Annotated in this window: 13 protein-coding genes and 1 other RNA gene; 6 read left to right on the forward strand and 8 right to left on the reverse strand. The window is 73.3% G+C overall.

Annotation, left to right across the window (positions count from 1 at the left end; all coding sequences use genetic code 11):
- Positions 1-50 precede the first annotated feature (50 nt).
- The 3 genes from ftsE (at position 51) to smpB (ending at position 2238) form a co-directional block, all read left to right on the forward strand.
- Entirely contained in the window at positions 51-782 is a 732-nt protein-coding gene (ftsE, locus tag ACZ6H8_RS04195) for a cell division ATP-binding protein FtsE (RefSeq protein WP_464144663.1), read from the forward strand.
- On the forward strand, positions 779-1693 hold the full coding sequence (ftsX, locus tag ACZ6H8_RS04200; protein ID WP_464144664.1) for a permease-like cell division protein FtsX: 915 nt from the start codon (positions 779-781) through the stop codon (positions 1691-1693). Before ftsE ends, ftsX begins: the two co-directional genes overlap by 4 nt.
- 68 nt (positions 1694-1761) lie before the next feature.
- A complete protein-coding gene (gene smpB / locus ACZ6H8_RS04205) occupies positions 1762-2238 on the forward strand; it encodes an SsrA-binding protein SmpB (protein WP_464144666.1) in 477 nt (158 codons plus the stop codon).
- A gap of 12 nt (positions 2239-2250) precedes the next feature.
- On the opposite strand, the gene ACZ6H8_RS04210 is transcribed toward smpB, so the two are convergent.
- The 3 genes from ACZ6H8_RS04210 to ACZ6H8_RS04220 all read right to left on the reverse strand — a co-directional run bounded on the left by ACZ6H8_RS04210 (position 2251) and on the right by ACZ6H8_RS04220 (position 6082).
- Positions 2251-3450 (reverse strand): hypothetical protein, encoded by a 1200-nt coding sequence (locus ACZ6H8_RS04210; protein WP_464144667.1) that lies wholly within the window; start codon positions 3448-3450, stop codon positions 2251-2253.
- Entirely contained in the window at positions 3447-4448 is a 1002-nt protein-coding gene (locus tag ACZ6H8_RS04215; protein WP_464144668.1) for a hypothetical protein, read from the reverse strand. Before ACZ6H8_RS04215 ends, ACZ6H8_RS04210 begins: the two co-directional genes overlap by 4 nt.
- 185 nt (positions 4449-4633) lie before the next feature.
- A complete protein-coding gene (locus tag ACZ6H8_RS04220; protein WP_464144669.1) occupies positions 4634-6082 on the reverse strand; it encodes a hypothetical protein in 1449 nt (482 codons plus the stop codon).
- 160 nt (positions 6083-6242) lie between these two features.
- Between ACZ6H8_RS04220 and ACZ6H8_RS04225 the strand changes: the two genes are divergently transcribed.
- Together ACZ6H8_RS04225 and ssrA are read left to right on the forward strand one after the other, a co-directional pair.
- Entirely contained in the window at positions 6243-7271 is a 1029-nt protein-coding gene (locus ACZ6H8_RS04225) for a 6-phosphofructokinase (RefSeq protein WP_464144671.1), read from the forward strand.
- 121 nt (positions 7272-7392) lie between these two features.
- Positions 7393-7764: a transfer-messenger RNA gene (gene ssrA, locus ACZ6H8_RS04230) on the forward strand.
- 90 nt (positions 7765-7854) lie between these two features.
- Here ssrA and ACZ6H8_RS04235 read toward each other — a convergent pair.
- Positions 7855-8145, reverse strand: coding sequence for a rhodanese-like domain-containing protein (locus tag ACZ6H8_RS04235; RefSeq protein ID WP_464144673.1), 291 nt, complete (start codon positions 8143-8145; stop codon positions 7855-7857).
- Positions 8146-8208: 63 nt separating this feature from the next.
- Here ACZ6H8_RS04235 and ACZ6H8_RS04240 point away from each other — a divergent pair, with 63 nt between their 5' ends.
- Entirely contained in the window at positions 8209-8685 is a 477-nt protein-coding gene (locus ACZ6H8_RS04240) for a VOC family protein (protein WP_464144675.1), read from the forward strand.
- Here ACZ6H8_RS04240 and ACZ6H8_RS04245 read toward each other — a convergent pair.
- From ACZ6H8_RS04245 to ACZ6H8_RS04260, 4 genes are read right to left on the reverse strand one after another with little or no spacing between them, the layout of a single operon-like run.
- On the reverse strand, positions 8627-9214 hold the full coding sequence (locus ACZ6H8_RS04245) for a hypothetical protein (RefSeq protein ID WP_464144677.1): 588 nt from the start codon (positions 9212-9214) through the stop codon (positions 8627-8629). The genes ACZ6H8_RS04240 and ACZ6H8_RS04245 overlap by 59 nt on opposite strands.
- Positions 9211-9927, reverse strand: coding sequence for an SDR family NAD(P)-dependent oxidoreductase (locus tag ACZ6H8_RS04250; protein WP_464144680.1), 717 nt, complete (start codon positions 9925-9927; stop codon positions 9211-9213). Before ACZ6H8_RS04250 ends, ACZ6H8_RS04245 begins: the two co-directional genes overlap by 4 nt.
- A gap of 4 nt (positions 9928-9931) precedes the next feature.
- Positions 9932-10702: an inositol monophosphatase family protein gene (locus tag ACZ6H8_RS04255; RefSeq protein WP_464144682.1), complete on the reverse strand. Its 771-nt coding sequence runs from the start codon at positions 10700-10702 to the stop codon at positions 9932-9934.
- Positions 10703-10738: 36 nt separating this feature from the next.
- Positions 10739-11176 (reverse strand): DUF3817 domain-containing protein, encoded by a 438-nt coding sequence (locus ACZ6H8_RS04260; RefSeq protein ID WP_464144690.1) that lies wholly within the window; start codon positions 11174-11176, stop codon positions 10739-10741.
- Between the last annotated feature and the right edge of the window lie 37 nt (positions 11177-11213).

The following is an 11213-nucleotide window of genomic DNA, read 5'->3' on the forward strand; positions in this document are numbered from 1 at the left end:
CGCCGGGCGCGCGTCCCCGATCCCTGCCGACGCGGCCGTAGCCTCGACGAGTGATCCGGTTCGACGCGGTCTCCAAGACCTACCCCCGCTCGGCGCGGGCGGCGCTCACCGACGTGTCGCTCGAGGTCGCGAAGGGCGAGTTCGTCTTCCTCGTCGGCGCGTCCGGCTCCGGCAAGTCCACGCTCATCCGCATGGTGCTGCGCGAGGAGCAGCCCTCCACGGGCGAGATCCACGTGCTCGGCAGGCGCCTGCGCTCGATCCCGAGCCGCAAGGTGCCCTACTTCCGCCGCAACCTGGGCGTGGTCTTCCAGGACTTCCGACTCCTGCGGGCGAAGACCGTGTACGAGAACGTCGCGTTCACGCTGCAGGTGCTCGGCAAGAGCCGCGGCTACATCTCGGAGGCCGTGCCCGACGTGCTGAAGACCGTGGGCCTCGCAGGCAAGCAGAGCCGCCTGCCCCACGAGCTCTCCGGTGGCGAGCAGCAGCGCGTCGCGATCGCGCGCGCGCTCATCAACAAGCCGCCGATCCTGCTCGCCGACGAGCCCACCGGCAACCTCGACCCCGCGACGAGCGCGGGCATCATGGCGCTCCTCGCACGCATCAACGAGTCCGGCACGACCGTCGTGATGGCCACCCACGACTCGTCGATCGTCGACGCGATGCAGAAGCGCGTCGTCGAGCTCGACGCCGGCCGCATCATGCGCGACGAGCTGCGCGGCGGCTACGCCACGACCTCGCCCATCCCGGTCTCCGATCCCGCGAGCCTCGGAGCGGTGCGATGAGGGTCGCGCTCGTCCTGCAGGAGGTGTGGACCGGTCTGCGGCGCAACCTGTCGATGGCCGTCGCCGTCGTGCTCGTCACGTTCATCTCGCTCACGTTCGTCGGCGCCGCGGTGCTGCTGCAGCTGCAGGTGAACCAGATGAAGGGCTTCTGGTACGACCGCGCCCAGGTCGCCGTGTACTTCTGCAACGACATCGACCAGACCGAGACGTGCTCGCAGGCTGCTGCGACGCCCGAGCAGATCCAGGCGGCCGAGGACGCGCTCGCCTCGAGCGCCGTCGCCCAGTACGTCGACGGCGTCGAGTTCGAGGACCGCGATGCGGCGTACGCGCGCTTCATGGAGCAGTTCGGCGGCACGACGACCGCCGAGTTCGCCACGGCCGACACCATGAACGAGGCGCTGTGGGTGAGCCCCGTGACGCCTGCGGACGCCGACGTCATCGCCGAGGCGACCGCGGGGCTGCCTGGCGTGCTCGAGGTGCGCGACCAGCGGGCGCTGCTCGAGCCCATCTTCTCCGTGCTCAACACGGCGAGCCTCGCCGCGGTCGGCATCGCCGTGCTCATGCTCGTCGCCGCCGTGCTGCTCATCGCCACGACCATCCGGCTCTCGGCGTTCTCCAGACGCAGGGAGCTCGGCATCATGCGACTCGTGGGCGCGTCGAACCGCTTCATCCAGACCCCGTTCATCCTCGAGGGCGTCACCGCCGCGTTCGTCGGCTCGCTGCTGGCAGCCGGTGCGATCGTCGTGCTCGTGCAGGGGGTGCTGCAGGGCTACGTGGCGCAGACGCTGCGCACCGTCGCGGTCGTGGGGCTCGACGATGCGCTACTCGTGGCGCCTGGGCTCGTCGTCTTCGGCGTCGTGTTCGCCGGGCTCGCCGCCGCCGTCGCGATCCGCCGCTACCTGAAGGTCTGAGCCGCGGCCGTCGGGCCGCTGCGTGCTACGCTGACTGGCTGCCCAGGACGCGAGACGAGGAGGCGATCATGGCACGCGAGCAGGGTCAGAAGGTCGTCGCCCAGAACAAGAAGGCCAGGCACGACTACACGATCGAGGACCGCTACGAGGCGGGTCTCGTGCTCACCGGCACCGAGGTGAAGTCGTTGCGCGCAGGCCGGGCCTCGCTCGTCGACGGCTACGCATACGTCGACGGGGGAGAGGCGTGGCTCGACGCCGTGCACATCCCCGTGTACGGCCAGGGCACCTGGACCAACCACCCGCCGCGCCGCAAGCGCAAGCTGCTGCTGCACAAGCACCAGATCGAGAAGCTGCAGGCGGCGGTGTCGCAGGGCGGCTACACGCTCGTGCCGTTGTCGCTCTACTTCCTCGACGGCCGCGCGAAGGTCGAGCTCGCCGTCGCGAAGGGCAAGCGCGAGTACGACAAGCGGCACGCGCTGCGCGAGCGGCAGGACAAGCGCGAGGCCGATCGGGCGATGCGCACGCGCAACCGCATGAACGAGTAGCGCGAGCGCCCGCTAGTACCCGGGCTCCGCCTGGATGCCCTGCACGAGGTCGCCGAGGTCGCCGAGCCCGTCCGAGAGGATCGTCGCGAGCGCCGCCTCGATGTCGCCGCCCGGCGCCGCCGCCTCCGCGTCTGCCCATGCCGCCTCGAAGCGGCTCGCACGCTCGTCGAGCGCCGTCTGCAGCGCCTGCAGCTCGGCTGCCGTCGCGCCGTCGTCGTTCGCGACCCCCCACGCCGTCAGCACCGTGCCGTCGTCGGCGGCGAGGGTGCGCAGCGCGTCGGCGGCGAGCACGCACGCCTCGTCGAGCTCCGCGGGGCAGGTGCCGTCGAAGGCGTCGGCGAGCTCGCGGTGCAGGTCGGCGAGGCTGCCCCACTCCCACGTGGGCGTCGGCCCCGGTCCCGTCGGGCACCCCTGGGCGCCCGCGCACACGACGGTCGTCGTCTCGCCGACCTGCGCGGCCTCGCCCTCCTCGATGGGCGTCGATGCGTACTGCAGGTACGTCACCGGCAACGACAGCCGCGTCGCGAGCGCGCACGCGGCACCGAGCGAGCCGTCGAGCGCCGCGACGTCGTCGGCGTACGTCGCGGCGGCTGCGAAGGAGTCCTCGAGTGCGGCGGCCTCGGACACCGCGTCCTCGTAGGCGTACGACGACGCGTCGCCCGGCCCCAGCACGGGGATCGCGATGTCCTCGCCGGCCCGCGAGAGGCGGATGGCCGCATCGGCGCCCGAGCACGCGGACGACACGGTGCTGAGGTCGATGCCGTCGGACTGCTGCAGCAGGTCGCCGGAGACGAGACCGGTCGCGGCGACCGCCGACGCGTCGACCTGCCAGCCGGAGCCGGTGAGGGCGACGACGGTGCCCTGGTAGGCGGCGAGGTCGGTCTCCCACGCCGCGACGGAGTCCGCCGACTGGGCGTCGGCGTCCGGGGAGAGCCTGCCGACGACCAGCACGGCGATCGCGAGGATCGCGAGCCCGGCGACCGCGAGCCAGCCCGCGTGCCTGCGGGCGCCCGCGCCGACGCGGCGGGCCGACGCGCGCGCGGCATCGAGATGCTGCTGCCGCGTGCGAGGCGCGGCGGGCGCGGGCTGCGTGCCGTCGTCGTGTCGGTCGGATGCTGCAGCCGGGTCGTCGGCCGGCGCCTGCGGCGTCGGCGTGGGCACGGCCGACGTGGGCACGGGCGGCGGCGGCACGTCGCGGTCGTCGTTCGTCATCGGACGATCGCCTCCTGCGCGCACGCGGCGACGGGCTCGAGCGCCGCGACCCACGCCTCGGCCAGCAGCGCCTCGAGCGAGTCGCCTCCTGCGTCGGCGACCGCCTCCTGCGCGGCCGACCATGCGGCGTCCCAGTCGAGGGTGCGCTGCTGGAACGCTGCCTCGATCGCTGCGGCATCGCCGGCGCGGAACGCGTCGGCGATGGCCTGCTCCGCCTCCGCCCTGACCTCGTAGGCTTCGGCGACGACCGCGCACGTGTCGGCGAGCGACGCCGGGCAGCGCGCGTAGGCGTCGGCGTAGTCCTGCGAGCCCCAGACGAACTCGCGCGTCCACGAGTCGGCGATCGACGCGCCGGAGGTCGCGAGGTCGACGCCGGTGCAGCCGACGACGCCGTCGCACACGACCGTGATCATCGTCGTCCCCTCGACGATCGCGTACGTCACCGAGTCGGTCGATGCGTCGACGAGCCGCTCGAGGGCGAAGCCGTCCTGCGCGGCGGTCGTCGCCGCGCCCTGCGCCGCGCGCAGCGCCGCCGCGGTGGCGCACACGGCGTCGACCTCGGGCATGGCTGCCTCGAGCACCTCCGGCATGCGATCGAACGCGGCCGCGGCGGACGCGTCGGCCTCGGCGAGCTCGCGGGCCGAGGCGTAGTCCCAGCTCGCGATGCCGAGCGGCTGCGCGGGCAGCGCCGGCACGTCGCGGTCGACCTGCGCGAGCCGCCACGAGTCGAGCGAGCACGGCAGCGGCGACGCGGCGGACCATGCAGGCGCGTCGGCGTCGTCGAAGTCGGCCTCGCCGAGGCCCTGCGCTGCCGCGATCGCGTCGAGGCGTGCGTACGGCGCCGCGACCTGCGCCGACCAGGTCGCCCAGGAGCCGCGGTCGGAGCGGTACTCGTCGGCGACGTCGGAGGCCGACGACGCTCCGCTGCCGAGCACGATCCACGCGGTGAGCACGAGCACGCCCGTCGCGAGCGGCGGCAGCCATCGTCGCAGCGGCACGCGGGCGGTGCGTGGAGGTGCAGCGCTCGAAGGCGCCGGGCTCGAGGGTGCCGGACTCGAGGGTGCCGGGCCCGGGGGTGCCGGGCTCGAGTCCGTCGCAGCGGAGTCGGCGGGCATCACGGCGTCCGAGGTGCCCGCAGCATCGTCGGGGGCGTCGTCTGGCTGCGGCCGCCCGGGCTCGTCGCTCATCCGCGCACCGCGGAGGCGGCGTCGCGGATGGTCTGCGCCTCGCTGCGCACGACGTCGCTCACGACGGCGAAGATCGTCTCGACGCCCGTCGCGGCGCTCGTGGCCGACGCGGCCGTCGCGATGTTGGCCTCCTCGCCGACGGCGAACGCGTCGAGCGCGGCCTCGAGATCGGGAGCGGGGAAGGTGTCGCCTGCGACCGCGCCGCCCGTGACGTCCTCGTCGCGGTAGGCGGCGCCGACCGCGGACGCCAGCTGCACGCTCTGGTCGTGCATCGACGCCCACGCGTCGCACGCGGCCTGCACGTCGGCGGTGGGGCAGTGGTCGCGGTACGACTGCGCCATCGCCTGGTTGTACGCCACGAACGCGGCATCCCACGCCGCGCCCGTCGTCGCACGCGCCGCGCGGTCGACGAACGAGGCGCACCCCGTGGGCGCGTTGCACGTGAAGGTGAAGTACTCGACGCTGCTGGCGTCGAAGCGCTCCGTGCCGCCCTGCGGCACCGTGAGCGTCGCGAGGAACGCGTCGTACGTCGTCGCGAACGTGGCGTCGGCCTCGACCTGGGCGCGCACGAGCGCGCAGCCGCTCGCGACGGCGTCGAAGGGGGCTGCGACGTCGGTCGCGAACGTCGTCGACGCGTCGTAGCGCGGCTGCGACGTCGAGGCCTCCGCGAGGGCCTGCGCGTACGCGTCGTTGCGCTCGCCGCCGTCGACGATGCGCAGGGCCGGAGGCGTCGCCGAGAGCATCGCCGCCTGCACGCCGAGCCCTGCGATCGTGTCGCACGACGACTGGAACGCCGTGGCGTCCGGCACCACGTCGTCGTACGAGCCCGAGCCGACGCCGGTCGAGATCGTCACGAGGCCCGCGTCGAGGCCCGCCGTGTCGAGCTCGGCGAGGGGCTGCAGCGCCGCATCCGAGAACACCGAGTCCCACTCGGTGCGCTCCTGCGCGTACGCATCGGCTGCCGACTGCGCGTCGCGGTCGACGAGCACGCCAGGCACGACGATCGCGGCGACGATGCCGCCGATCGCGAGCATCGCGACGGGGATGGCGATGCCGAGGATGAGGCCGAGCCGAGGTCCGCGGCGGCGCGGCGGCTGCTGCGAGGGGAAGGCCTGCGCGCCGGGCATGGCGTGGAGCGGCTGCTGCTGCATGCCGGGGTGCGGCGGCTGGAGGCCCGCCGCGGGCTCGGCCGACTGGATCGGCGTGGGCGCGGTCATGGGCTTGCGCGGCTCGGGGTAGGCCGCGGAGGGGCCGGGCGGCTGCTGCGCGGGGTGCACCTCGACGATCCACGAGCCGTCGGGATCGCGCGTCGGTGCGCTCGGCTGCGGCGGCACGTCGTGCTGCGGAGGCTGCGGCTGCTGCTGCGGAGCGGACGGAGGCGGCGTCGGCGCCCCGCGGAACGGGTCGTACGCCGGGCTCGGACCCGGCGGGCGCTCGTCGGCCATGCGTCGGCTCCGTCCTCGTGCAGCGGCCGTGCGTGCCACGGCGGGGTACCCCAGGGTAGGCAGCGGATGCTGCGAGCGCGATGGGGAGATCTGCCCGAGTTCGACACGGGTGCGTGCGGACGCGAGGATGGAGGCCGACCCACACTTCGAGCGGAGCGACATGCGCATCGGGATCCTCACCTCCGGCGGCGACTGCCCAGGGCTGAACGCCGTCATCCGAGCGGCGGTGCTCGGCGGCATCAAGCAGCACGGGCACGAGTTCGTCGGCATCCGCGACGGCTGGCGGGGGCTCGTCGCCGGCGACGTGCGCGTGCTGAACCGCTCGTCGGTGCGTGGCATCTCCCGCGTGGGCGGCACGATCCTCGGCACGAGCCGCACGAACCCGTTCGAGGGCGACAACGCAGGCCCCGCGAACATCGCGACGACGATGGAGCGTCTCGGCATCGACGCCGTGCTCGCGATCGGCGGCGAGGGTACGCTCGCGGCCGGCAAGCGCCTGAGCGACGCGGGCATCCCCATCGTGGGCGTGCCGAAGACGATCGACAACGACCTCGACGCCACCGACTACACGTTCGGCTTCGACACGGCCGTGCAGATCGCGACGGAGGCGGGCGACCGACTGCGCACGACCGGCGACTCGCACATGCGCTGCATGGTGCTCGAGGTCATGGGGCGTCACGTCGGCTGGATCGCGCTGCACGCGGGCATGGCCGTGGGTGCCCACGCCATCCTCATCCCCGAGCAGCCGCGGTCGATGGACGAGATCTGCGACTGGGCGCAGCAGGTGTACGACCGGCGCCGCGCGCCGCTCATCGTCGTGTCGGAGGGGTTCCGGCTCGAGGGCATGGAGGAGGCGCACTCGCACAAGGGCCTCGACGCCTTCAACCGTCCGCGGCTCGGCGGCATCTCCGAGCTCATCACCCCCGAGATCGAGGCGCGCACGGGCATCGAGTCGCGCTCGACGGTGCTCGGACACATCCAGCGCGGCGGCGCCCCCACGGGCGCCGACCGGGTGCTCGCGACGCGCTTCGGCCTCGCGGCGATCGAGGCCGTGCACGAGCAGGCGTGGGGGCACATGGTCTCGCTGCGCGGCACCGACGTGAAGCGCGTGCCGTTCGCCGACGCCCTCGGCTCGCTGAAGGTCGTGCCCGAGGAGCGCTACCGCGAGGCGGAGCTGCTGTTCGGCTGAGCCGGCGCGTGCCGGCACGTTGACCGTGACGGTGGTCGGCACGTATGATGGAGGGCTGCCGCAGGCCTCGACGGATGCGGTGGCATGGCAACTCCACAGCGCGTGACACGCACCGCAGCACGGGGATGATCGGTTTCGACATCGCCTCAGTCGCTGCGGGAAGCGAGTCGAGGATCCAGGGTCATCTCGTCAACGCCCCCTGGGAAACCATAGGTGCCGATTCCAAGCGCACCGACTTCGCCCTCGCTGCCTAAGCGAGCCTGAAGTCCGTCGGACCGGGTCTGCTCCTGCCCCGGACCCCGGCGTCATCTAGGGAGCTTGCTGCGGAACTGCGTCACAGGGAACCGCGGGACTCGAACTGTGACTGGGCCTGTCTACCTAGGTGTCTGGGGCAAAGGTAGGGGCCGAGCAGAACGAAGAAACTCAGACTGCACTCGGAGAAGCCGCACGGTCCGAGCGATGGACGGGGGTTCGATTCCCCCCATCTCCACCACCGTCGGTGCGTGTCACGCGTGAGGAAGCGCTCGAAGGGCCGCAGGCGACGCCTGCGGCCCTTCGTCGTGTTGGTGGGAGCCGACGCGGGTCAGCGCGCGACGTCGTGGCCCGCGGCGATCCACGCCGACGTGCCGCCGACGACGTTCGCAGCGACGCGGCCCTGCGTCTCGAGGTACTGCACCACGCGGGCGCTGCGGCCACCGGAGTGGCAGATGATCGCCGCGCCGTCCGGCACCTCGTCGAGGCGCTCGACGACCTCGCCCATGGGGATGTGGATCGCGTGCGGCACGTGCCCCGCATCCCATTCGTCCTGCTCACGCACGTCGACCACGGGCACGGTGGTGTCGGAGGCGATGTCGTCCACGGAGATCTCGCGCATGCCTTCGACCCTAGCCGCGTGGCGATGCGCGGGCGTACGCTGCGAGCCGACGAAGGGTGCACCATGACGAGGGTTGCGACGTCCATCTGGTTCGACGGGGGCATCGAGGAGGCGGCGGCGCTCTACGTGTCGCTCGTGCCAGGCAGCGAGATCCAGCACGTCAGCAGGTACCCGGACGACGCGGCGTTCCCGGGTGGCATGGGCGGGCAGGCGCTCACGGTCGACCTCACGATCGGCGGGCACGCCGTGACGCTGCTGAACGGCGGCCCGCAGTTCCCGCTCTCCGAGGCCGTGTCGCTCGTGCTCGCCGTCGAGGGTCAGGCCGAGATCGACCGGCTGTGGGATGCCCTCGTCGCCGACGGCGGGCGCGAGAGCCAGTGCGGCTGGCTCGTCGACCGCTTCGGGCTGTCGTGGCAGATCGTGCCCGAGACGATGGGCCAGCTCATGTCCGGTCCGAACGCCAGCGCCGTCACGCAGGCGCTCATGGCGATGACGAGGATCGACGTCGGCGCGCTCGAGCGGGCGAACGCGGGACGATGACGCGAGCGGGCTTCGCGTCCGCCTGCGGCGTCGGTGCCGCGATCGCATGCCACTGCCACCACGTGTAGTGGTACTCGCCCTCCTCGACGTCGAAGCGACGGCCGCAGGCCGTGCACTCGCAGATGCGTCGCGGCCGGTCCGGGCGACCCTGGAAGAGGACCTCGATCTCCTCGACGATCCGCACGTGGCCGTGCCGCTCCTCCTTCGCCGGCTCGTAGCGCACGTGGCCCGGGTAGACGCCGCACAGGCACTTCCCCTCCGTGAACCGTCGGACGCGGTCGAAGGCGTGGTCGAGGTTCCTGCGGTTCGAGATGAGCGCGCCGCCGAGGTCGAGGTCGTCGGTCGCGCGCTCGATGCGAGCCAGCGACCGCGCGACGGGCTGCAGCACCGCGGGGTCGCGGGTGGCGAAGATCGCCCACACCGCGTGGAGCACTCGGCGCTCGTCGCCCGAGAGCAGGTCGTCGACGAGCTCGGAGTCGCGCGCCTCGCGGCGCGGGTCGTCGCCCTCGCGCGGGTGACGGCGGCTCACAGCCCGCCGGAGACGTCGAGCACCGATCCCGTCGCGTACGACGCGTCGGGTCCCAGCAGCCACGCGATCGCCGCCGCGATCTCGTCCGGCTGCCCTGCGCGCCCGAGCGGCACGGAGGCCGCGACCGTCGCCGGCCGCTCGGGGTCGCGGTGGAAGTCGGTCCAGATCGTGCCGGGCGCGACGGCGTTCACGCGGATGCCGCGGCCGGCGACCTCGAGCGCGAGTCCGTGCGTGAACGCCTCGACGCCCGCCTTCGCGGCGGCGTAGTGCACGTAGGTGCCCGGCGAGCCGAGCCGGGCGGCGACCGACGACACCGTCACGATCGCACCGCCGTCGACCATGACGGGCAGCACGGCACGGCATGCGGCGATCACGCCGAGCAGGTTCACGTCGAGGTCGGCACGGATGTCGCCCAGCGCGTTGTCGACGAGCGCGCCCACGGCCGACGCGGCGCCGGCGTTCGCGACGAGCCCCGTCACGGCGCCCAGCGGCGCTGCGGAGGCGACGAACGCGTCGAGCGAGGCCTCGTCGACGACGTCGACCTGCTGCGCGAGCGCGCGACGGCCGAGCGCCTCGACGGCGGCCACGACGGCGTCGGCCGACGCACGATCGGATCGGAAGCCGACGACGACGTCGTGGCCGTCGACGGCGAGCCGCCTGCACGTCGCGGCGCCGATGCCGCGACTGCCGCCGGTGACGAGGGTGACGGGCACGGCGTCAGTCGCGCAGACGGTGCAGCAGCTCGTCGTGCAGCACGCCGTTCGTCGCGAGCGCCGTGCCGTGCCACGGACCTTCCTGCCCATCGATCGACGTGAAGCGGCCGCCGGCCTCCTCGACGATCGGCACGAGCGCCGCCATGTCGTACGGCTTGAGGTCGAACTCGCCCACGACGTCGAGCGCACCCTCCGCCAGCAGCATGTAGCTCCACGCGTCGCCGTACGAGCGGGCCCGCCACACGTCACGTTGCAGCGCGACGAGGTCGTCGATGCGGCCCGCGCCGTCCCAGCCCTGGATGGAGTTGTACGAGATGGCGGCGTCGGCGAGCGCGTCGACGCCCGACACCCGCAGCCGCTGCTCGCCGGGCGACGCCCACGCGCCCTCGCCGCGTGCCGCCCACCAGCGACGTCCGAGCGCGGGGGAGGAGCACACGCCCACGACGACCTCGCCGTCGACGACGAGCGCGATGAGCGTCGCCCAGACGGGTGCGCCGCGCAGGAAGTGCGCCGTGCCGTCGATGGGGTCGACGATCCACTGCCTGGGGCTGTCGCCCGTCGCGCCCGTCTCCTCGCCGAAGAACGCGTCGCCAGGCCGCTCGGCGGCGACGAGCTCGCGGATGCGCGCCTCGACGGCCTGATCGGCGTCGGTCACGTGCGTCGCATCCGGCTTGGTCGACACGTGCAGGTCGGCAGCCAGGAAGCGATCCATCGAGATCGCGTCGGCGGCGTCGGCGATGCGGAGGGCGAGGGCGAGGTCGTCGGCGTGGCTCACGGCATCCACGCTACCCACCGCTCGGCGCGGCGGTGGTCAGCGGCCGGGAGGGCCGACGATGAGCAGCACGGTGAACACGACGGCGACGAGTGCGATGGCGCCGAGCCCGAACGCGACCGGATGCCGCAGCAGCGTGCGCACGAGGCGGTCGAGCGGGCGGGCGTCACGGGGATCGCCGGTCGCCTCGAGACGCCACGCGCCGTCGAGCCTGCCCGAGCGTCGCAGCCACCGCTCGGTGGGGATCGTCGCGTACGGCACGACGGCGCTCGCGATCGCGACGACCGCGGCACCTGCGCCCCAGCGCTGATGGATCGTCATGAGCACGGCCGTCGCCGCGTAGGCGAGGAACACGAATCCGTGCACGCCGCCGCCGATCGAGACGGCGATCGAAAGGTCGAACGCGGCGCGCAGCGCGAGGCCGCCCAGCAGCAGCGTCCACGAGATCGCCTCTGCGATCGCCACGAGCCGGAACAGGCCGTGCGGGGTGGCGAAGGGCGAACGGGGGCGGGCG

Source organism: Agrococcus sp. AC640b (assembly GCF_979255995.1).

Bases quoted from the DNA above. Each gene is read 5' to 3' on its own strand.
- ftsX (WP_464144664.1), top strand. From the start codon at position 779: ATGAGGGTCGCGCTCGTCCTGCAGGAGGTGTGGACCGGTCTGCGGCGC.
- smpB (WP_464144666.1), top strand. From the start codon at position 1,762: ATGGCACGCGAGCAGGGTCAGAAGGTCGTCGCCCAGAACAAGAAGGCC.
- ACZ6H8_RS04210 (WP_464144667.1), bottom strand. From the start codon at position 3,450: ATGACGAACGACGACCGCGACGTGCCGCCGCCGCCCGTGCCCACGTCG.
- ACZ6H8_RS04220 (WP_464144669.1), bottom strand. From the start codon at position 6,082: ATGGCCGACGAGCGCCCGCCGGGTCCGAGCCCGGCGTACGACCCGTTC.
- ACZ6H8_RS04225 (WP_464144671.1), top strand. From the start codon at position 6,243: ATGCGCATCGGGATCCTCACCTCCGGCGGCGACTGCCCAGGGCTGAAC.
- ACZ6H8_RS04235 (WP_464144673.1), bottom strand. From the start codon at position 8,145: ATGCGCGAGATCTCCGTGGACGACATCGCCTCCGACACCACCGTGCCC.
- ACZ6H8_RS04240 (WP_464144675.1), top strand. From the start codon at position 8,209: ATGACGAGGGTTGCGACGTCCATCTGGTTCGACGGGGGCATCGAGGAG.